Below are 22,117 nucleotides of genomic sequence, written 5' to 3'. Positions count from 1 at the left end.
GGGACTGGACATGAAACTCGGTATCATCAGTGTTGCACATATGCATGCATACAGCTACGCAAATGCGGTTGCGAAGTTAGATGGGGTTCAATTGGTCGGGGTAGCAGATGAGGATGAAGTACGTGGAAGGGCGGCAGCTGAAAAGTTTGGCGTTCCGTTCTTCGCCGATTATCATGAGCTGCTCGCAACGGATATCGATGCGGTCATCGTCACCTCGGAAAACGCCAAGCACCAAGAGCATACGTTAGCGGCAGCGAAGGTAGGCAAGCACATCTTGTGCGAAAAACCGCTGGCGACAACAGCAGAGGCTGCTCAAGAGATGATCGACTTTTGCCGCGAGCAGGGCGTCATTTTGCAGACGGCATTCCCTGTGCGATTCCATCCGGCTGTCGTTCGAGCAAAGCAACTGGTGGAGCAAGGCAAGGTCGGACGTATCATGGCGATCCGGGGTACGAACCGTGGACAAAATCCTGGTGGTTGGTTTGTCGATCCCGAGAAATCCGGCGGAGGTGCTGTGATCGATCACACGGTTCACGTTGTTGATTTGATGCGCTGGTTTATGGACTCTGAAGTGCGTGAGGTCTATGCGGAGGTAGACAGCAAGTTTTCCGATACGCCGATTGATGATTGCGGCATTTTGACGATGGAATTTGAGAACGGTGTATTCGCCACACTCGATTGCAGCTGGTCTCGCAACAAGGCCTTCCCAACATGGGGTGACGTGACGATGGAAATTATCGGGACAGAAGGCACGATCTCGCTCGACGCGTTTTCTCAAAAGCTGGATGTTTATTCCAATGAAAAAGGCTTGAAGTGGGTCAACTGGGGTGATGACATGGACAGTCAATTGGTCAAAGATTTCGTCACCAGCGTGCGTGAAAAGAAAGCGCCGTCGATTACGGGTGAAGACGGCTTGCGAGCTGTGGAAGTCGCACTCGCCGCTTATCAATCCGCTGAACAGAAGCAACCAGTCGTATTACGCTAGGACGGTGAAAGACGCATGAGTGTACGTGTAGGCATGATCGGCGTAGGCGGAATCGGGCAGCATCATCTAAAAGGCATGTTGACGGACGAAAGGGTAAAGGTCGTTGCAGTATGCGACGTGAACCAAGAGGCGGCTGCAGAGACTGCTGAGCGCATTGGTGCGCATGGCTACACCTCTTGGCGTGAGCTAGTAGAGGCAGAAAAGCTGGATGCTTTGTTTGTGTGCGTCCCACCTTTTGCGCATGAAGAGATTGAGGAAACAGCGGCGGCGAAAGGCATTCATCTGTTTGTGGAAAAGCCAATTGGGCTGGACATACAGAAAGTAAGCGAAAAGCAAGCAGCGATTGAAAAGGCAGGGATTATCACCGCGACTGGCTATTGCCTGCGCTATCTCGATATCGTGCAGGAAGCGAAAGCGTACTTGGAGGGCAAGTCGATTGCACTCGTCCGCGGCCATTATTTGACCAAGTTCGTCACGACACCATGGTGGAGGGAAATGGGCAAGTCAGGTGGACAGCTTGTGGAGCAGGCGACACATACGCTGGACATGATGCGGTATTTGGCCGGAGATATCGAAAAGGTCTATGCACAGATGGCTTTGCTCGTCTCGCGTGACATTCCAAACATCGATATTCCGGACGTGACTTCTATCAGTATGGTGTTTCAGTCAGGGGCGCTAGGACATCTGGATACGTGCTTCATCCAGCCGGATCACCGTACGAATGTAGAAATCTTGGGCAAAGATTTCCGCGTCATGATTGACGGAAAGCAATTGTCGATCATGGATGAGCAGGGAACACGTACGAAAGAAAGCACGGTGGATATGTACGTGGAGCAAGATCGGGCGTTTATCACAGCGATTGTGACTGGGGATCGCAGCTTGATTTTGTCGCCGTATGAATCAGCGAGAAAGACGCTAGAAGTAACGCTGGCAGCGAATCAATCGGCACAAGAAGGAAAGCCTGTCACTATTTTGAGAAAAGGGGAGTGAGGCGCATGGCTTTTCAAAAGGGAATCAATGCTTGGTGCTTCCCAAAGGAAACGAGCGTACAAGAAATGTTTCGCCAGGCGAAAGCGAATGGCTATCAAGGGGTAGAACTGAATTTGGACGAGGGAGATGCTCCCTTTCATTTAGAGATGACAAAGCAAGAAATGAAGCAGCTGGCAGACGGGGCTCGTGAGCTCAATCTGGAGCTGCCAAGCGTCTCTACTGCCCTTTTATGGAAATATCCGTTGACTCACAATGAGGAAGCGATCCGCGAGCAAGGCATCCGTGTTGTCGAGAAAATGATAGAGGCGGCAAGCATTTTTGGCTCACGGACCGTCCTCGTCGTTCCTGGACTCGTGACGGCTGAGGTGTCGTATGATACGGCCTACGAGCGGGCGCGTGAAGCATTGCAGCGCTTGGCGAAAAAGGCCGAGCAGCATCAGGTATACATCGGGGTAGAAAACGTATGGAACAAGTTTTTGCTCAGTCCGCTGGAGATGGCCCGCTTGATCGATGAAGTAGACAGTCCTTGGGTAGGCGCTTATTTTGATGTAGGCAACGTGCTGCAATTCGGTTTTCCTGAGCAATGGATTCGCATTTTGGGCAAGAGAATCCAAGCCATTCACGTCAAAGATTTCAAGACATCGACAGGCAATATTACAGGTTTCGTGCCGCTGCTCGCTGGCGATATTCCATGGAACCGCGTAGTGGAAGCGCTGCGTGAGATCGGGTACGAAGGCTACATCATCCCGGAAATCTCGCCTTATAGCCAGTTGCCTGAGCAATTGATCGCGCATACGTCCCAAGCGTTGGACGCCATTTTTCAATCGTGAATGGACAGCAAGGATGTGAAGCGGAAGATGAATCAAGACAAATCATATGCCATCGGGATTGATCTGGGAGGTACAAAGATCATAGCCGCGATCGTCGACCAGCATGGCAACATCCTCAGGCAGGCGAACGCAGCGACACAGACAGAAGAGGCAGCGGCAGCAGTCATCGGACGCATCGGTGATTTGGTGCAAAATGTTTTGGACGATAGTGGAATCAATATCTCTCGCATTCGCGGAATCGGAATAGCAACCGCAGGCATTATTGATACCCAGCGTCAAATGGTCATTTTTGCAAGCAATTTGAATTGGAGCGATGTGCCGATCGGCGTGATACTCCAGGAACGATTCGGCGTAGCCGTGCAATTGATCAATGATGCCAATGCAGCAGCGGTAGCAGAATGGGCGTTTGGAAGTGCACGTGGCACGAAAGACTTGATCTATGTAACGGTCAGTACGGGTGTTGGTGCTGGCATTATAAGTGGAGGACGACTGATTACAGGTGTTGGTGATAGTGCCGGGGAGTTCGGGCATATTTCGCTTGATCCGGAAGGTCCGCTATGCGTATGCGGGAATAGAGGATGCCTGGAAAATTACACGTCTGGACTGGCTTTGGCAAGCAGAGCAAGAGAGCAGCTCCTACATGGCGTTACAAGCTCGTTGCTCGTTGACAATGGGAATGATCTAAGCAGGATAACCGCTAGAGAGGTTGGAGAGGCGGCGGATCGCGGAGATATCCTGAGCATGACCTTAATGAAGGAAGCAGGTTATTATCTCGGGGTCGGACTGACCAATCTGATCCATCTGTTCAATCCGCAGGTGATTGTCATTGGTGGCGGTGTGATGAAGAATGGACATCTGCTACTAGCGGAAGCAAAGAATGTCATTCGCGAGCGTTCCATCTCCCGTATGGCAAACCAAGCGAGCATCCAGTTGACTACGATTGGAGCGGAAGCAGGTGTGCTCGGTGCAGCAGGCATGTATTATCCTTCTGAGCGTGAAATGGTTGAGGTATAACAGAGTGAAAGTGCGAGAAGCCGATGGTTTGGAGACATCGGCTTTTTTCTATATCTATCCTGTGCAGTGCTAGTCATAGGAGCCTAGACCTAGATTCTATCTATTGGTAAAATATTGCTTGGAAAAATCTTCACATAACATGATAGAGAGACTGACGGAGGGGTACCATGGCAGATGCCAAAACAGCAAAAGCAGCGAAGAAGCCCGGATTTTTCAGAGAACTCCTTACTTTTTTATTGGTAGTTGCCATCATCCTCGGAATTGCCAGCGGTGCTATTTTTTATTTATCTGGGAAAAACCTTGATGATCTACTAGGATCGCGACCCGTAGCAAAAAAGGAAACGAATCAACCTGCACCCGTAAATCCGGTGTCTACAGGTCAGGAAGCGGGCACAAATCAGCAGTCAAATGCTGTACCTGTTTCGTCAGAGGGAAATGGTGCAACAGACGCGGCGATGCCAGTGTCTTACCCTGTCGATATGCCAGGCCAACAAAGTAATGCTGTAGGACAAGTGGAACAACCAGCACTTCCTACCCCAAAGGGATCGCTTAAAGGTACGATTACGTGGCAGTATAACGATTTTGTTGGGACGAAGCCGGACGTGAATGCAAAGATTTTGCTCATTCCTACAGGTTTTGATAAGAATACGATCACTGATGTTGAAGAGGGGGTGTTTGCAATAGGTACAGTTCCCAAAAACTCGGGATTATTTGCTGCAAAAGCAAATGGATATGGAAATTACGAGATTGGTAACTTGCCGGCTGGAGAATATCACATCTTGGTCGTATCAGCACAAACCACTCGCAACATTAAAGAGCCTGTTGATGAATATTTCACAAGTATATTGAAACCTTACATCAGAAATTGGGATTCATTTGTAAGGATTAGTCTATTACATTACAAATATGAACTCTCCACGATTACAATTGAAGAAGATCAAACACTCGATTTTAGTCACGATTTTGGGAATACGTACTTTTAATGAGTGTTTTGGCCTTTAGACTCATAGGGTTTTCCCCAGCGATTCATGTATCATATTACTATGGCACGTTTTGGCAGGAAAAACAGGTCAAACGTATGAGAATTTGTGGGTAAAGGGGTCGCAGCATGAAGGGAAAAAACAAAAGCATCATGATTGCCATGGCTCTGGTCATCGTCGTATTGCTGGGATACGCAGGCTATCGTTTCTTTGGTCCTGTGACACTGGCGGAAGGGTATTTGTACGAAGACGATACACGCATGCTATACACGAGTGTCACGGTGAATAACGAGAAAGTAAACGTAGAAATGACAGATTCCATTGTCGAAACGGAAGACAGCATCCCTGTTCTGAAAACGGAGTCGATCTTGCTGGAGGGAACGCTGGATGGTAAACAGCTGACCCTCAAAAATCCGGCAACTGGTCAGGATATTATCGGCACAGTGCAGGGTGACGAGCTCCAATTTGACGGGCTGCTTATGGAAGAGAATAAGGGACAGACGAGTCTTGTTGCCACAAACAAAAGTGCGTACGAAAGCAAATTGGCGACACTAACCAAGCGTATCAACGAAGAAGCAGAAATAAAAAAGAAAGAAGTAGCAGAACAACAAGCCAAAGAAAAAGCGCGAGTCGATTTCGCCAAAAAAGTAAAACAGACAGGAAAGCTAGAGGCTGATCTGATTGAAACGGCAAAGTATTTGGACGAGCTGCAATTTACGGATGAAGCGCAGTTTTCAAACGATCAAATAGCGGAGCTGCAAAGACTGTTGGAAGAGATTCGTACCTATTCGACGCAGCCAGGTTTGAGCAAGATGGAATTCGAGGTCATGCAAGGAACACTGGGCAGTATGAAGGTGTTGGTCGATGGGATGAACACCATGGATGGTTCGATCCAGGATAAAAACAAAAACATGCAGGAAATGATCACCATCATGGAGACCGACATGAAGGACATTCAAGCGATTTGGTCGGAAATCAAAGCGAGCGTGCCGGATGCCGAGAAACGGGAAAAAGCAATCCATGCGGCTGTCAAGACAGCGACTGATTCAATCGTGCAGGCGAAGAAGCGCCAAGGCTCGGTAGACAAAAGCGGACAAGCAAAAGTGAAAGAAACTGCGAACAGTCTGTATCAACAAGCGGTGAATGTATTGAATCAGACAAAAGCAAAGTATGGTTTTTAGACAGGTAAAGGCTCTCATTCGAGAGCTTTTTCCCATTTGAGCACCCTTATCGTTTTCAGGTCGGAAAAATTGTATTATTCTTATAGTATTACTAAGGGATAATCATTAAGGCATATTTTTCAGGAGGAGTACAATGAGCGTCTACCAGAACATTACCGAATTGATTGGAAATACGCCGATTGTTCGACTGAGGCGCATGGTTCCTGAAGGAGCAGCAGAAGTTTTTGTGAAGCTGGAGAAATTCAATCCGTCCGGGAGTGTGAAGGACCGTGCTGCCTACAATCTGATTTTGACGGCTGAGCAAGCGGGACTGATCCAACCGGGTGATACGATCATAGAGCCGACTAGCGGCAATACGGGAATCGGCTTAGCGATGAATGCCGCAGCAAAAGGCTATCGCGCGATTTTGGTCATGCCTGACAATATGTCAAAGGAACGGATCAATATTTTGAAAGCGTATGGGGCAGAGGTTGTATTGACACCGAGTGAGCTGAGGATGCCGGGGGCGATTGCCAAAGCGCAGGAGCTGCAAAAAGAAATCCCGCGCAGCTTTATTCCTCAGCAATTCGAGAATCAGGCAAACCCCGACATCCATCGAACGACGACGGCTGAGGAAATTTTTGCGCAAACGAATGGTCGACTGGATGCGTTTGTTGCCACAGCTGGGACGGGCGGAACGATTACCGGAACAGGCGAAGCGTTGCGGGAAAAGCTCCCGGAGCTGTATATTGCTGTCGTCGAACCAAAAGGCTCACCGGTTTTGTCTGGCGGAAAGCCTGGTCCACATAAACTGGTAGGCACAAGCCCTGGTTTTGTTCCACAAATCCTCAATACCAGCATTTATAATGAAATCATTCAAATCGCAGACGAAGACGCCCTACAAAGCATGAGGCAGCTTGCAGCGTTGGAAGGGATTCTCGTTGGCCCTTCATCGGGTGCCTCGGTCTTTGCTGCCATCACGATTGCCAAAAGGCTGGGAGTGGGTAAGCGGGTTGTTTGCATTGCGCCTGACACGGGGGAGCGGTATTTGAGTATGAATCTTTTCTAAATAGGAGAAAAGGCGATGAGCAACGAAAAACACGCACTGATCATCGGGGCAGGCTTGAGCGGGCTCGCATCAGCGCTTGCCTTGAAGCAATTGGGCTGGCAAGTGACGCTTTTTGAGCAGGCAAAGGAGCATAAAGGCATCGGTGCTGGAATCGTTTTGGCTGCCAATGCCATGAAAGCACTGGATAGGCTGGGAGTTGGACAGGAAGTGCGCGAGCTTGGGGCAGCTGTCCGTTCAGCGCGGATTCGCGACTGGAAGGGAAATTTGTTAGTCGAGTTGCCTGTTGCGGAACAAGCAGAACGGTACGGGGCTGACAGCTACTTGATTCATCGGGCTGATCTACAGCAGGCACTTTTGGCAAAAATCTCGACGCATGAATTGGTTCTCGGCAAGCAGTTCGTTTCTTTTTCTCAAGAAGAGGAAAGAGTTCAAGCCGCTTTTGCAGATGGATCAGGTACACATGGGACGATTCTGATCGGAGCGGACGGGATTCACTCTCGTGTACGGAAGAGACTGTTCGGTGAAGAGTCGATGAGATACTCGGGGTACACGGCGATTCGCGGGATTGCAACTTACCAAGACCCTCGTTATCCACTGGAATCAGGAGGAGGCTTTGAAGCATGGGGCAGGGGGATTCGTTTTGGGTTTTCCCATATCGGCAACAATCGAATTCATTGGTTTGCCGCCATCAATGCACCTGAGGGAGAAAAAGATGGGCCGCTGGGCCGGAAGCGAGAGACGTTGCGCCGATTGGAAGGCTGGTATGAGCCAGTACGTGCAGTGATTGAGGCGACAGAGGATACAGCCATCTTGCGGCATGATATTTACGACCGTGTACCACTCAGGAGATGGAGTGAGGGCCGGGTGACATTAGTAGGCGATGCGGCACATCCGATGCTGCCGAATCTGGGGCAAGGAGCAGGCCAAGGCATGGAAGACGCACTCGTGCTGGCCAGATGCTTGGCAGAAGCAGACACGGACTCGGCTCACGCTTTGCGCATGTATGAAGAGAAACGAAAGAAGCGGGCGAATGCGATTGTGAAAGGTTCCCGCTTGATGGGGGCAGTCACCCAATGGGAAAATCCGCTGGCCGTCGCGGCTCGTCATTTCCTGCTAAAAACGATCCCTGCCCGTATCCAGAGCAGAAGACTGGATTGGATTGTCGGACACGAGGTGTGAATGCGGCGGCAGAAAAAAGGCAAGGAGCATGAGGCCCTTGCCTTTCAACTTTGTCCGTTTATTGATGACGTGCCTGATAGGCAAGTAACGCTGCAATGAATAACTGACCGGTTTGAAGCATGGAGCGCTCATCGACATCGAATTTGGGATGATGATGCGGATACGTTGCCTGAATCTCCGGGTTGCGTCCACCGACCATGAAGAAGGTAGCGGGGCGCTCTTGGGCAAAGTAAGCAAAATCCTCTCCGCCCATGCCTGGAGGGATTTTCAATACGCGCTCCTCACCAAAAATACGTTTGGCTTCCGCTACAAATAAGGGAGTCTCTGTCTCATCGTTCCAAGTAGCTGGGTAGCCGCGTTGATACATGATTTCGCAAGTAGCGCCGACTGCCTGGCAACTGGCTTCCACAATACGTTTCAGAGATTGCTCGACCGCGACTCTCACTTCCTCGTCATACGTGCGGACGGTCCCCTTGAGCCTCACTTGATCAGGAATGACGTTGAACGCTTCACCCCCGCCGACGAAGGAGCAAACAGACAGAACAACTTGTTTCAGCGGATCTACCTGACGGCTGGCAATCTGCTGCAAATTCATGACAACCTGACTGCCCAATACGATTGGATCAACGGAGGTATGAGGATAAGCGCCGTGACCGCCTTTTCCGTACAAGACGATCTCGAAGCTGTCTGCTGCTGCCGTAATGTAGCCATGACCGATCCCGACAGTGCCTACGGGAAGCTCGGAGGCAACATGCGCGCCATACACGACATCGACTCCTTCGAGACAACCCGCCTCCACCATGGCTTTGGCGCCACCAGGTGGCAGCTCTTCCGCGAACTGATGCAGGAATACCACATTTCCTGGGAGTTCATCGCGGAACTCGCTTAATACTTGCGCGACTCCCAAAAGTCCGGAGGTATGTATATCGTGACCGCACGCGTGCATAACGCCTGGAATGCGGGACTTATACGGTACTTCTTTTTCATCTTGAATGGGCAAGGCATCGAAGTCAGCGCGCAACGCAACTGTTTTTCCTGGCTTTCCTCCCTTCAGGAGACCGACAACACCCATACCGCCTACACCTGTTTGCACTTCTATACCAAAAGAAGCCAGCTTGTCTGCTACTTTCTTCGCTGTGTTTTCCTCCTGAAAGGAAAGCTCGGGATACATATGCAAATCACGTCTGAATGAAACAAGCTCTGGATAAATCTCCTGCAGCCGGGCAAACAGTTTTTCTTCCATCGAACCCACTCCTTTTTCCTAGGGAAAGAGATTGGTATTTCGTATTCGTCTTATTATAAAAATATTCCGAATCATAATTCAATGTATGATTTCGAGAAGTATAATGAAGCTGAATTCATATTATGTAGACATTTCCAGTAGAAATCTCTAGAATATGAAAGAGACATGTTCAAAAAGTCGTGTTTTTAGTACAACTGCGTAATCAAAAGACGACTTTTTGAACAGATGGATTGAGGAGATTATGACGAGTCCAACACAACCAAAAAATCCCAGAGTTCTAATCATTATGCTCGTTTCTGGCATCCTTGTTTTGATCTTGACTTGTGTAAGCATCGCGATTTCCTATTTTAATACGATTCAATCCGTCCGACTCTCCATTGCGAATCAAAGCATGAAAGCCGCTTCTACAGTAGCAGACAGTCTAGATGTTGACGCGTATCAGGAGTTTTTACGAAATCCGGTAAAAGAGACCCCCGCCTATAAACGAATCGAACAGCAATTGAATCAAGCACGAGAGCAGTTCGGTCTGCTGTATTTATACACGATTCAAATCAATGAAGACAGGCAAAGTGGTCGCGCGATGATCGTCTCAAGGCCTCCAAATGCGCAGCAAAATTTTGATATCGGTATTCCTATTGTTCTATATCCTGAGCACATTCAAATGATTTACGAAGGATCATCAACGTACTACTCAGATATTATCAGAGATCCAGATTACGGGGTCTACATGTCTGCGGGTGCGCCGCTTAGAGATAGAGAAGGAAGAATCATCGGAATAGTCGGAGTAGATACGGACGTAGCCATCGTCGAGGACATTGGAAATGATGTCGTTCGTAGCAGCATTCCTGTTTTTGCGATTCAAGGTTTGTTTGTCGTCGTACTGATCTTCCTGGTTCTTTGCATGGAACGCTGGTACCAACGCGCCATCAAGGCAGCAGTTGGCGAGACGGAAGAAACTTACCAGGATGAATTGCGCTCAGTCATTTGTTCGATGCGCTCCATACGCCATGATTTCGTCAATCACATGCAAGTGCTCTACGGTTTGATCGAATGCGGATATTATCCAAAAGCACGAGATTACGTGCAGTCGTTGCTGAAAGAAACCAAGCTTTTGGACCTCACCGTGAGGTTTGCAAATCCTGCCTTAATGGTATTGCTTCACACCAAATGGGAGCAGGCTAAATCCAAACAAATCGTGATGCAATTTGAAGAATGTTCTGATCCAATCGATAGCATTCCTTCCATTGATCTGATCAAAATTTTATCGAATCTTATTGATAATGCGATTGAAGCGGCTGAGTTAGCGGATGGGGAAAAGCGAGTCAGCATTTATTTTTGCTGTGATGAAGACCACGTTATTTTCCGAGTGGAAAATACAGGACCGGAAATAACGCCAGAACAACGTGCACGTATTTTCGAGAATGGCTATACAACGAAAACAGAGAAAAAATGCGGTGGGCGCGGAACGGGTCTGACGATCGTAGATTCAGTTGTTCACAAGCACAAGGGGAAAATTGAGGTTTGGTCCGAGCGGGGAATCACGAGGTTTACCGTCCGGTTGCCAGTGAAGTAGGCTCGTAACGAAAACGATTCTAGGATGATAAGAAAAAGCCGTCAATTCGTTGACGGCTTTTTGCTTTTGCGAGTTGCTATGCATTTTGTCCTGGCGAAGGCTGCACTACTTGGCTTTCCTGTGCTTGAAATGGACGTGAAATCGAGTAGAAGGCAAACCCGAACGAAAGCAGGACGAACACGGCTCCAACCCAAGGCGTGTAGATGACGGATGATCGCTCGACGACGAGACCGCCAGCCAGAGAGCCAAGGGCGATACCTAAATGCTGGGCAGAGGTATTCAAGCTTAATTGAATGTCTGCGGTAGCAGGTGAGCAGGTGATCAAATAGTTTTGCTGTGCTGGCGAAATAGCCCAGCTAAGCGCACTCCAGATTGCCATGATCGGCAAGAACAAATAAAGCGAGCCTGTAAAAAACGGCAAGACACACATGATCAAGCCAAACACGGGAATGATGAACAGAATGCTCTTGGTTGCTCCCCATTTGTCTGCAATCCAACCGCCAATCCCACCGCCTGCAACGGCAGCAATCCCGAACAAGAGATAAATCCAGCTCAGTGTCGTTCCGTCCACATTCATCGTCGTTTGCAGATAAGGGGTAAAGTATGCATACAGCGTCAAGTGACCTGTCAGCATTAACAAGACGATAAACAAGGCACTGAATAACTTGCCGCTACGGAGGGTAGTCATTTGATCACGTAGCGGAATCGGCGGTGCCGTTTGAACTTTTGGCAAAAACAAGAGGATAAAAATCATTGCAACGACACTTAGAGCCGCAATCAGCCAGAACGGGGCACGCCATCCGAAGGCATTCCCCAGAGCCAGTCCGACAGGGACGCCGAGCACGAGCGAACCGCTAATCCCCATGAAAATAACGCCAATGGCACGGCCTCGATAGGCAGGTTCCACAAGACTCGTCGCAATAGTAATCGACAGCACAATCAGGATGGAACTGCTTGCTGCGCTCAAAATGCGTGCCGTCATTAATACAGCATAGCTCGGACTAAGTGCTGCGAGCACATTACTCAGGAAAAAGGCCGCTAATGCATACAAGTATAGCTTTTTGCGCTCGACACGCCTCGTAACATGCAGGAGCAGAGGAGCGGCAACAGCAAAGGCAAGCGAGAATATGGTGATTAATTGTCCGGCAGCGCTAATCGATACCTGAAGATCACGAGCAATCAGATCGAGCGTACCACCGATAATCAATTCCACCGTACCAACGACAAAGGTAGCAATCGCTAAGATGAAGACACGTGGATTCAAAACAATAGCTCCTCTCAACTAAAAAGGTTACTACCATAATAGTAACCTTTTTAGTCTTGTGCAACTAGAAATTTCTCCATACAAGTAGAAAAGACTCCGGCCAACTGTCAGTTTTTAATAAGGTATTAGGGGGACTTGTGTTACGGATTACGTATGCCCTCGCGCTTTTCTTGAATAAACATTTACATAAATATTGTATGAAATAGAGGAAGTGAATGAATTTTTCAGAAAATTAATATAGTTAGTAAAAAGAAAAGGAGTAAATGAAAAGTGAGTAATCAAATAATCCCAGCGTTAATTGCTTTTATAGTCGTTTCAATTTTATCTCCACTATTAATAGCCGTTTTGAGAAAGCTTAGGCTCATTCAACCGATAAGAAAAGAGCTTCCTTCAGATCATCAGTTAAAAAATGGAACCCCGTTAATGTTTGGAATTATTCTGTTTGTTGGAATTATCGTATCAATTCTTTTTTCACCTACTCCAATCATGTATTTTTTGTCTATTACCTACATTCTTTTTAGTTTTGTCGGGTTTTTGGACGATTTTTGGAAGGCTTCTCGGCAAGATCCAGGAGGGATATCGGGTAAGACCAAACTTATTTTTCAATTTACGTTTACGGGTACTTTGCTTTTTTACGTGATCAACGAGCTAGGCGTAGACACCAGCATTGATATTTTTAAACATATTTCATTGGATCTTCCAATGGTGTTATACGTCATTGTCATTACCTTATTTGTCGTAGGTTCTGCAAATGCTATAAATTTCACGGATGGATTAGACGGTCTTTTAGGAGTTGTTGCAATCCCTACATACTTTTTCTTTTTTATGGTCTCAGACAGATTAGAGGTACAAATTTTTTGTTTAGTTATGATTGGATGTTTACTCGGCTTTCTCATTTACAATATATATCCTGCCAAAGCTTTTATGGGGGATACGGGATCATTAGCGATAGGAGGATCGCTTTCATTTCTTGCTGTTCTTGAGAAAGTTGAAATTTTAATTCCCATTTTATTCTTTATATATTTTGCTGAACAACTTTCGGTTATTTTACAAGTTTCCTCCTTTAAACTTACTCATAAGCGTATTTTCAGAATGACACCGATTCACTTTCACTTTCGCTTAAAATATGGGTGGTCCGAAACTACAATTGTAGCGATTTTTGGACTTATTTCGTGGTTTTGTGCTTTTATCTGTTTAGTTTACTGGAGATTTTTCCTAAATCCATAAATAAAGTTATAATCATTCCGATGAATAGTAGAGGTAACCAAGCAATGCACAAAGCAGAAAAAAAATGCCAAGGTCGAAAATCTGCCACCAAATAAATTGATGTACTAATCAATACCCCGATAAATAAATAAATGGAGATGATCTCCATTTTGTCATCGAACTCCTTTTTAATAGTATAAAAAGGTGCACTTGTAGGGGTGCTACATTTAGGCATAATAGTAAGATTTTTTATGTGAAAACGATCTTCAACTAAATGGCCCGATTGTTGAACATACAAAGAAAAATCGAAGCCGGTGATCCTTAGCGTACAGGACACCGGCAATTTTTCTGTCAACTAGTGCTTAGCGTACAAAATTTAACGTTATCTTAACTCCAAAGTGACAATCATTGTTAAACCAATGCTTGTCACTTTGTTTACATGTATTCAATGTAGTTTTAAGTTTTTAATTATCTCTGTTCGAGGAGAATTTAGACTAATCCATGCTTTATAAACCAAAAACCAGTCAATAACACGAAAATAAAGTGTTAGATTGTTTTTTGGTTTATTGCACTATCGATCCCCGTTAGCGGAACAAAAAAGGTTTAAGTCTCTTTGTCCGACTGCTTTCGACCAGCTGTCCCGACGGTCGGATTCACATCGGCAAGTTAACTAATCTCCGTACGTCGGCACACACAGCTCCCCTCCCGAGGCTGCAATCAGCGGACGCAAGCTGCCATCTCCCAGCAAATTTTCGGCTTCCGGTAGCGGTGCATGTCCGTTTCCGTCAACACGTTGATCGCCCATCCGTCAAACAACCGATGCATATCTGCTTCGTCAAAAAAACGTTTCCGCCGCCCCTCATGCTCGTAATAACGGGGTTCCAATTCGATGCCCTGGCCGGCACCGTAATGAACATCGCGCGTGGAATTCAAGCGGGCTAGCAGCAATCCACCAGTGCCGACAATTCTCGCGATTTCGCTAACAATAGAAATAGTATCGTCCCAGTGAAAATAATGCAGGGACAAATCCGCGACAACCGCCCTCGCGCTACCATCCGGAAACGGCAATCCTCCTGTCATATCGAATAGGTTTGTTTCAGCACCTGGCACATATTTGCGTATAATCGCCAACGACTCAGAGGAGAAGTCGCAGGCGATGACCCGATAACCTCGTTCCGTTAAAAACAAAGTGTCGCTGCCATATCCGCAGCCAAGATCAATGACCGGTCCATCTTGGGCCGATGCTAGCATCGGCTCGTATTTTTCCAGCCAAAAATCCTCTTGCGGCTTGCCGAGATTCACATCGGCAAACACCTCGTTCCAATGTTCAGCTTCTGAACGTTTCGTCATGGTCAGAACCTCCTTAAACACCTATCTCAATGTACTATGAATACTATAAAATTGAATATAGATATCTAGTATTTGATGAAATAAAAAGAATGGGCAGCTCTACATTGAATACTGTAAAGTCACCCATTCTGACTAGTTAAGTTAACCGCACTTTGTTGGCGAGATCCCTATCAAGCTTTACAGACTCGTAATTAAAATGGCTGAAAGTCCTAGGCATTGTCAGTATCGGAGGCGGATGATCATCTTGCGGATTTCTTCATCGTCAAACAGTTGATCCACATATTTTTGGGTGATTTTTGTCAGTGCGACATCATGGTAAAAAGAATCGGCAAAAAATTTGACGAACGGTTGACCGCGTGTCTTGATCGCATGCCAGCCCGTGTCCTCCTCGCCTGCAAAAATCATTTCATCTTGGTCCGCTACGATTAGCTGATAGCGCTCCAAGCCTTGATGCTCTTGTACAGGGATAAAGGAATGAACACAGGACAATTTGGTGCTAATCTGCCCAATCACCAAGGCTTCGATCTCAACGCCTTCCTTTTCTTTCATCTCCAGTAAGGGTGCATACTCCAAAAAATCATCGGACCAGGCAGAGATACGAATAGACCGTGTTGCCCGCTGGATCAATTGTTTGCATTCCGCACGGATCGATTCGTCAACCTTCAGGCTCCAGACTCGGTCATCGCGCACAGTTTTGTGAGAAAGGGAGCTGGTCAATTTTTTGACGTCGGTTTGAAATTGGCGGGTCAGCTTTTCTACCAGGCTGTCCAGAGGAAGGGCTGTATACCGCTTTTTCTTTTCCGATACGGTGTCAAGGACCATCCCCTTTTCTACCAGACGATTTAACACCTCATAAATTTTTGCCTTTGGCACCCCCGAATGCTTCACGACCATTGCTGCATCGAGAGGCTCTCCGCTAGATGCCAACGCTTCATAAACTTTACTCTCATACAGAGAAAAACCAAATGTTTGCAGCATCAAAATCCTCCATGGAAAACACGAGCATTTTTATTCGATCGTACCGATAATCGAGTTGTTTTGCAAGAAAGAGGAGGAGACGATAGGGATATTTTATCGAAAAGAATCGAGTTTTTTCGACGATATTCGCTATATTTATTGTAGGTCTTTAGGCAGTAGACACACCAAGCATATATCAAATAGAGACCCTATGTATAAATGATTAGCCGAAAATTCGGCACTTGCTGTAACTAGTTCGATAGCCTTATTGAGCAACTTCTTTTGAACGGGAAGGTTTTTTTGTCGAAGGAAAAAATTTGGCAAAGATTACGTATGGCGTAATAATTATGAATAATCGGAATTGGGGGTTTGATTTTTCCGATGCATCACAAATAGATAGAAAAAGAGGGTGAACCGTAGTGAAGAAAAGCAAAAAGCTCTTATCCGTTTTATTTTCCTCCTCACTCGTGCTCAGTACTTTCGTGGCTGCACCTGCAACAGGTTTGGCCAAACCAAAAGAGGACAAGCATGATCTGCATGTAGATTTGTCCACTGTTAACCTGGAGCGACTGATTAAAGGGTTAATGGAGCAAGGAATCATTGATGAAGACGCCGATCAGGAAGAGATTGACGAGGCGTTGCTCGAGTATTTGGAAGACAAGAAAGTACCGCACGGCATTGATGAATCGTCCTCTTACGGTAAGGAAGCGAGCAGAGGACAGCAGGCAGCATTGGCTGAGGCTGTGCAGAAAGTGGCTGAGATGGAGGACGGCGATGAATTGCGCTCTTCCAAACGACTACATACCGATAACATCGTTGTCGCTCTTGTCGAGTTCCCTGACCGGGAGCATAACGAGCTACCAAAAGTGAGTGACTCGCTTTGGACGAAAGACTTTAACGAAAAGCATTATAAAGAGATGCTGTTTGATCAGAAGGGGTACGAAACTCCTGAAGGAATCAGCATGACAACGATGGCGAAATACTTCTATCTGCAATCGGGAAAAACGTGGACGGTTGATGGTGTGGTAACGCCATGGCAAATGGCAGAGAATAGCTACAAATATTATGGAGAAAACTCGAAAACCGGTGACGATTCCAATCCGCGCGATCTGGTAATCGAGACGCTTGAGGCAGTTGGGGAATCCATTGCTGGGAAAGAGGAATTGTACGATCAGCGCGATCCGTATGATATCGATGGTGATGGAGACCTAATGGAGCCGGATGGCAATCTGGACAACCTCATGCTTGTTCATGCAGGGATCGGAGAAGAGACAGGGGAAGACCCAGATGCGATCTGGTCTCACCGTTGGACCTTGAAAAAACCAGTGGATATTCCAGGCACAAGCCTCAAAGCGTTTGATTACATGATCCAACCAGAGGATGGCGCACCAGGTGTATTCACTCACGAATACGGACACAATCTCGGTTTGCCAGACTTGTATGACACGACAAGAGGCGGAAAAGATTCGCCAGTAGGTGCTTGGTCCCTCATGTCGTCTGGTAGCCACACAGGTAAGGTTTTCCAAACGGAACCTACTGGCCTTGATCCTTGGTCCAAAATGGTTCTGCAGCAAATGTTCGGCGGAAACTGGATTAATCCGCATGTGCTGGACTACAAGAATGTAGAGAAGCGCAAGAGAACCCTTCGACTCATTGATGCGAGCAGCCTTGAAAAGGACGGTAAGGTCATCAAGCTGAACATGCCTAAGGTCGAAAAGAAACCGCCGGTTGAGCCAAAAGATGGCGGATATGCATACTTCTCGGATGAAGGCAACAAGCTGAATACAAAAATGACGTCCGATGTGATTGATTTAACAGGGGTCGGCTCCGCAACGATGAAATTCGATTCGTGGAGAAGCATTGAGGAAGGCTATGACTACGTGTACGTCAATGTAATCGATGCAGATACAGGCGAGAAAAAAGAAGTTCAAAAATACGATGACGTAACAAAAGGCTGGGACAAAGAAGAAATCAGCCTGAACGAGTTCGTCGGTAAAAAGGTACAAGTCGAGTTTAACTATGTGACGGATGTTGCTTTCGTGATGGATGGCTTCTATTTGGATAACTTCGAAGTAGAGGCAGATGGACAAGTCATCTTCACAGATGATGCAGAGGGTGAGAAGAAGTTCAAATTGGATGGCTTCACTCACTTCGATGGAAAAGGAAAAATGTTCGATGCGTACTACCTGATTGAGCTGCGCTCTCATGAAGGAATTGACGCTGGATTGAAGCATTTCCGTCGCAACGATTCCTTCTTCACGTATGACCCAGGTATGGTCATCTGGTACTTTGATGGGCGTTACGAAAGATCCCGTGACAACAATACAAGCCTGCATCCAGGCTACGGTATGCTCGGTGTAGTAGATGCCCATCAGGAAGTACGTTATTGGAACAATGATGAAGGTAACAAAAAGGCAATTGCAGATTCCCGTTACCAAGTGAACGACGCTGCGTTTAGCCCGAACGATACATCTGGAATTGATCTGGATTACATTTTGGGAACGATGCAATACGAGCCGTTGGATGGCGTTACTGAGTTTAAAGACAGTGATGATTACTCGATGCCGGAAGTACCGGAAGTCGGTAAAATCCTGCCGCAAATCGGTTTGGAAATCAAACTGAAAAGAGTTTCCAAGAAGTTCACGGATGCTACGATTGAACTCTCCATTGATAAAGATTAATCCATAAGCCTAAAGACGCCACACAGCGCCAAGCTGATGTTTGGCGTCTTTTTCGTTTCTATGATTACTGGTCTAAGCTCGGCTTGATCGAAATAGGCTATAACAATGAACGACAAGCTGCCTGATCTGATTGCGCGTAAGAAAGGCAACCTTTTGTACAGGCATAGGAATCGCGCCCGGCAGCAAGGGGGGATCAATCATGCTGCACATTGTTGCTTGCATTAAGCAGGTGCCGGACACCAAAATCATCAAGATGAATCCGAAGACGAATACGATGGATCGCGCCAGTGCGCCAGCCATTCTCAACCCGTATGATGCACACGCGGTGGAGGAGGCCGTTCGGTTGAAAAATCGATATGGGGGTGTGGTCTCCGTCGTCACCATGGGACCTCCGCCAGCGGTGAAGGCCATTCGGAAATGTATCGAGATCGGAGCAGACGCTGGCTATCTGGTAACGGATCGTGCATTTGCCGGAGCAGACACATTGGCGACCAGCTATGCGATTACCAAAGCCATTGAAAAGATTGCAGAAAGCCAGCCAGTCGACCTCGTCATTTGCGGGAAGATGACCATCGACGGTGATACGGGACAAGTCGGACCGGGTGTCGCCAGACGGTTGGATATTCCACCGCTTACGTGTGTGAAAAAAGTAGTGGAGATAAACAAAGAGCAAGGTTACGCCATTGTGCATCGAAAGCTGGAGGATGGTTATGAAGTCATTCAGTCGACCTTGCCTTGTTTGTTTTCCGTGGAGAAGGAGATTAACGAAGTGCCCTATTCTCCGCTGCCCAACATGCTTCGAGCTGCTAGATATCATCCTGTTGTCTGGTCCGTCGATGACTTGGGGGATATCGATCGGACACAGTTAGGTCTGAAGGGCTCTCCTACCATCGTTGCAAAAGTTTGGCCACCAGAGAAGCCAAAAGGCGGTGAAATCCTCGAAGGAAGCGCCAGCGAGCAAATCGCACGCTTGATGGAAATTTTGCACGATAAACAGCGACTGTTTCGGGTAAAGGAGGAGCAGATATGAATCTGGATGATTTTCGTGGCATCTGGGTGTTTTTAGAGGTGAGTGACGGCCGTATCGCGCCTGTATCACTCGAACTGCTGGGGGCGGGAAGACAAATGGCTGACAAGCGAGACGTGCCGCTTGCTGGCTTGTTAATCGGAGATGGAATCAGGGAGTTGGCCCACACGGCGTTTCCATACGGAGCGGACCAAGTGTATGTATACGATCAAAAGATATTTCATGATTACCGAACAGAGTCCTATATGCGGGCAGTCATCGAATGTGTCCAAAAGCACAAGCCGGAAATCATCTTGTACGGGGCGACTTCAACGGGAAAAGATTTGGCGAGCGCTGTCGCGACGGACTTGGAGACAGGGCTGACTGCTGATACCACCATGCTCGATGTGAACGCGGAGACAGGTTTATTGGAGGCAAGCCGTCCGGCGTTTGGCGGTAACATCATGGCAACCATTTTGTGCAAAAAACATCGACCGCAAATGGCGACCGTTCGCCCAAAAGTCATGAAAGCGCTTGAGCCAGACGAGTCACGTACAGGAGAGATCATGGAAGAAAGCCTGGAGCTGCGTGAAGAAGACATTCGCACAAAAGTACTAAAAATCGTCCGGGAGACGAAGGAAAAGGTGCGGCTGGATGAAGCTGATGTGATCGTCGCTGGTGGCAAGGGACTCGGAAGCAAGGAAGGCTTTGCACTTATTCATCGCTTCGCAGAACGAATCGGGGCAACCGTCGGGGCCAGCAGAGATGCGGTGGAAGCAGGCTGGATCGGTCATGAACATCAGGTAGGGCAGACGGGAGTGACTGTCACGCCCAAAATTTACTTTGCCATCGGCATATCGGGAGCTATTCAGCATTTGGTCGGCATGCGCAACTCGGGATTGATTATTGCCATCAATAAAGATCCGAATGCACTCATCTTCCAGTCTTGTCACTACGGTATTGTCGGTGATGCTTTTGAAATTGTGCCATTGCTCATTGAAGCATTCCAAAAGGAGCCGGACAAGGAGGTAACGTATGGCTGAGAAATTTGATGTAATTATTGTCGGAGCAGGTCCGGCTGGAACAGCTTGTGCTTATACGCTTGCCAAAGCGGGTGTAAATGTTCTGTTGATGGAGCGCGGGGAATATCCGGGTTCCAAAAACGTCATGGGAGGTGTTTTGTATCGCAAAACGATGGAAGACATCATCCCCGAATTTTACAAGGAGGCGCCTGTTGAACGGCCGATTGTCGAGCAGCGGTTCATGATGCTCGATAAGGAATCAGCCATCAATTTCAGCTATAAGGGCATGGAGTGGGCCCAGGAACCCTATAACAATTTCACGGTGCTGCGGGCGAAATTTGACCAATGGTTTGCAGATAAAGCCGTGCAGCAGGGAGCACTTCTACTCAATGAGACCGTCGCTTTGGAGTGCATTGTTGAAAATGGCAAAGTAGTCGGTGTCAAAACAGATCGACCGGATGGGGATCTATACGCAGATGTGGTCGTTCTGGCAGACGGAGTGAACTCCTTGCTGGCAAAATCGTTAGGGTTCCACAAAGAGTTTCGCCCAGATGAAGTAGCGCTCGCTGTCATGGAAGTACTGAAGCTGGATCGCAAAATAATCGAGGATCGCTTTAACTTGGAGGGCGATCACGGTTGTACGATTGAAATTTTCGGGGATTCGACCAAAGGGATTTTGGGGACGGCTTGGTTGTATACGAATAAGGACAGCTTGAACATTGGGGTAGGGACGATGCTGTCGGGTTTGATCAAAAACAAGATCAAGCCGTATGAGTTGTTGGACTATGTAAAGAATCATCCGATGATTCGGCCGTATATCCAAGGCTGTGAGCAGCAGGAATACTTGGCGCACCTGATTCCCGAGGGTGGATATCGTTCCATTCCCAAAATTGTCGGCAATGGTGTACTTGTCGTAGGAGATGCTGCCCAGCTCGTCAATGCGATCCATCGTGAGGGATCGAATATGGCAATGGCATCGGGTGTCATGGCGGCGGAAACGATCCTGGCGGCAAAAGAGGCAGGGGACTATTCCGAAAAAATGCTCGACGGATACCGAATCAATCTATTGAACAGCTTTGTCGGCCAAGATTTGAAAAAGTACAAGGACGCAACGCATCACTTTGAAAAATTCCCGCAGTATTTCGAACAGTATATTCCGATGATGAACAAAGCGGCGAGTCAGATGTTCACGGTTGATGGCAGCTCGAAATGGAGCAAGCAAAAGAAAATTTGGAGCGACCTCGGCTCTGCGAAGGATAAATGGAAAATGGCGCGTGATTTGATGAATGCGTGGAGGGTGATGAAGTGATGCAGGATCTACCGAAGGGCCAGTCAATCGAAGAGAAACAGTATCTCGTGCGCTTCAAAGCGGATACGGAGTCACATCTGCATGTGCTCTCCGCAGATGTTTGTGCGACGCAATGCCCTGATAAGCTCTGTACCATCTTCTGTCCTGCGGAAGTATACAAATGGGAAGAAGTGCGGATGCACGTCGGTTACGAAGGGTGCCACGAGTGTGGGAGCTGCCGCATTGGTTGCCCGTACGAAAATATCAAATGGGTGTATCCGAAGGGTGGACACGGAATCATTTTCAGACTCGGGTAATGG

At 47.5% G+C, this 22,117-nt stretch carries 19 protein-coding genes; 15 read left to right on the top strand and 4 right to left on the bottom strand.

Features of this window, described 5'->3' with window-relative positions; genetic code table 11:
• Window positions 1-10: 10 nt before the first annotated feature.
• The 8 genes from EL268_RS21135 to EL268_RS21100 all read left to right on the top strand — a co-directional run bounded on the left by EL268_RS21135 (window position 11) and on the right by EL268_RS21100 (window position 8,207).
• On the top strand, window positions 11-985 hold the full coding sequence (locus EL268_RS21135; RefSeq protein ID WP_106655762.1) for a Gfo/Idh/MocA family protein: 975 nt from the start codon (window positions 11-13) through the stop codon (window positions 983-985).
• Window positions 986-1,000: 15 nt separating this feature from the next.
• Entirely contained in the window at window positions 1,001-1,975 is a 975-nt protein-coding gene (locus tag EL268_RS21130; protein WP_106655763.1) for a Gfo/Idh/MocA family protein, read from the top strand.
• Window positions 1,976-1,980: 5 nt separating this feature from the next.
• A complete protein-coding gene (locus EL268_RS21125; RefSeq protein WP_106655764.1) occupies window positions 1,981-2,805 on the top strand; it encodes a sugar phosphate isomerase/epimerase family protein in 825 nt (274 codons plus the stop codon).
• Window positions 2,806-2,832: 27 nt separating this feature from the next.
• Window positions 2,833-3,819, top strand: a complete 987-nt coding sequence (locus tag EL268_RS21120) for an ROK family protein (RefSeq protein ID WP_106655765.1) — start codon at window positions 2,833-2,835, stop codon at window positions 3,817-3,819.
• 167 nt (window positions 3,820-3,986) lie between these two features.
• A complete protein-coding gene (locus EL268_RS21115) occupies window positions 3,987-4,802 on the top strand; it encodes a hypothetical protein (RefSeq protein ID WP_106655766.1) in 816 nt (271 codons plus the stop codon).
• 125 nt (window positions 4,803-4,927) lie between these two features.
• On the top strand, window positions 4,928-5,980 hold the full coding sequence (locus tag EL268_RS21110; protein WP_106655767.1) for a hypothetical protein: 1,053 nt from the start codon (window positions 4,928-4,930) through the stop codon (window positions 5,978-5,980).
• A gap of 133 nt (window positions 5,981-6,113) precedes the next feature.
• Complete coding sequence (gene cysK / locus EL268_RS21105; protein WP_088906631.1) at window positions 6,114-7,028, top strand: cysteine synthase A; 915 nt, start codon at window positions 6,114-6,116, stop codon at window positions 7,026-7,028.
• A gap of 15 nt (window positions 7,029-7,043) precedes the next feature.
• Window positions 7,044-8,207 carry an FAD-dependent monooxygenase gene (locus EL268_RS21100; RefSeq protein ID WP_106655768.1) on the top strand — a complete coding sequence of 388 codons (1,164 nt, stop codon included), beginning with the start codon at window positions 7,044-7,046 and terminating at the stop codon, window positions 8,205-8,207.
• Window positions 8,208-8,265: 58 nt separating this feature from the next.
• Here EL268_RS21100 and EL268_RS21095 read toward each other — a convergent pair whose 3' ends face one another.
• The gene (locus EL268_RS21095) at window positions 8,266-9,450 is read right to left on the bottom strand and encodes an amidohydrolase (RefSeq protein WP_106655769.1); all 1,185 of its coding nucleotides are present in this window, start codon (window positions 9,448-9,450) and stop codon (window positions 8,266-8,268) included.
• Between the two features lie 241 nt (window positions 9,451-9,691).
• Between EL268_RS21095 and EL268_RS21090 the strand changes: the two genes are divergently transcribed.
• On the top strand, window positions 9,692-11,023 hold the full coding sequence (locus tag EL268_RS21090) for an ATP-binding protein (RefSeq protein ID WP_174769459.1): 1,332 nt from the start codon (window positions 9,692-9,694) through the stop codon (window positions 11,021-11,023).
• Between the two features lie 76 nt (window positions 11,024-11,099).
• On the opposite strand, the gene EL268_RS21085 is transcribed toward EL268_RS21090, so the two are convergent.
• Entirely contained in the window at window positions 11,100-12,287 is a 1,188-nt protein-coding gene (locus EL268_RS21085; RefSeq protein WP_106655770.1) for an MFS transporter, read from the bottom strand.
• 270 nt (window positions 12,288-12,557) lie between these two features.
• Here EL268_RS21085 and mraY point away from each other — a divergent pair, with 270 nt between their 5' ends.
• Complete coding sequence (gene mraY, locus EL268_RS21080; RefSeq protein WP_106655771.1) at window positions 12,558-13,514, top strand: phospho-N-acetylmuramoyl-pentapeptide-transferase; 957 nt, start codon at window positions 12,558-12,560, stop codon at window positions 13,512-13,514.
• A 696-nt stretch (window positions 13,515-14,210) separates the two neighbouring features.
• Here the strand turns inward: mraY and EL268_RS21075 are convergent.
• Both EL268_RS21075 and EL268_RS21070 read right to left on the bottom strand, forming a co-directional pair.
• Window positions 14,211-14,843, bottom strand: a complete 633-nt coding sequence (locus EL268_RS21075) for a class I SAM-dependent methyltransferase (RefSeq protein ID WP_106655772.1) — start codon at window positions 14,841-14,843, stop codon at window positions 14,211-14,213.
• Between the two features lie 219 nt (window positions 14,844-15,062).
• On the bottom strand, window positions 15,063-15,821 hold the full coding sequence (locus EL268_RS21070; protein ID WP_106655773.1) for a TrmB family transcriptional regulator: 759 nt from the start codon (window positions 15,819-15,821) through the stop codon (window positions 15,063-15,065).
• Between the two features lie 398 nt (window positions 15,822-16,219).
• Here EL268_RS21070 and EL268_RS21065 point away from each other — a divergent pair, with 398 nt between their 5' ends.
• The 5 genes from EL268_RS21065 (at window position 16,220) to EL268_RS21045 (ending at window position 22,114) form a co-directional block, all read left to right on the top strand.
• Complete coding sequence (locus EL268_RS21065) at window positions 16,220-18,481, top strand: immune inhibitor A domain-containing protein (protein WP_106655774.1); 2,262 nt, start codon at window positions 16,220-16,222, stop codon at window positions 18,479-18,481.
• A 199-nt stretch (window positions 18,482-18,680) separates the two neighbouring features.
• Window positions 18,681-19,511 carry an electron transfer flavoprotein subunit beta/FixA family protein gene (locus EL268_RS21060; protein WP_106655775.1) on the top strand — a complete coding sequence of 277 codons (831 nt, stop codon included), beginning with the start codon at window positions 18,681-18,683 and terminating at the stop codon, window positions 19,509-19,511.
• Window positions 19,508-20,530, top strand: a complete 1,023-nt coding sequence (locus tag EL268_RS21055; protein ID WP_106655776.1) for an electron transfer flavoprotein subunit alpha/FixB family protein — start codon at window positions 19,508-19,510, stop codon at window positions 20,528-20,530. The genes EL268_RS21060 and EL268_RS21055 overlap by 4 nt, the downstream gene beginning before the upstream one ends.
• On the top strand, window positions 20,523-21,818 hold the full coding sequence (locus EL268_RS21050) for an FAD-dependent oxidoreductase (RefSeq protein WP_106655777.1): 1,296 nt from the start codon (window positions 20,523-20,525) through the stop codon (window positions 21,816-21,818). The genes EL268_RS21055 and EL268_RS21050 overlap by 8 nt, the downstream gene beginning before the upstream one ends.
• Window positions 21,818-22,114, top strand: a complete 297-nt coding sequence (locus tag EL268_RS21045) for a ferredoxin family protein (RefSeq protein ID WP_007726971.1) — start codon at window positions 21,818-21,820, stop codon at window positions 22,112-22,114. Before EL268_RS21050 ends, EL268_RS21045 begins: the two co-directional genes overlap by 1 nt.
• The last annotated feature ends 3 nt before the right edge of the window (window positions 22,115-22,117 follow it).

Source organism: Brevibacillus brevis (assembly GCF_900637055.1).
Classification (GTDB): domain Bacteria; phylum Bacillota; class Bacilli; order Brevibacillales; family Brevibacillaceae; genus Brevibacillus; species Brevibacillus brevis.
The sequence above is the reverse complement of the archived record's forward strand: the minus strand, read 5'-3'. Positions and strand labels throughout refer to the sequence as shown.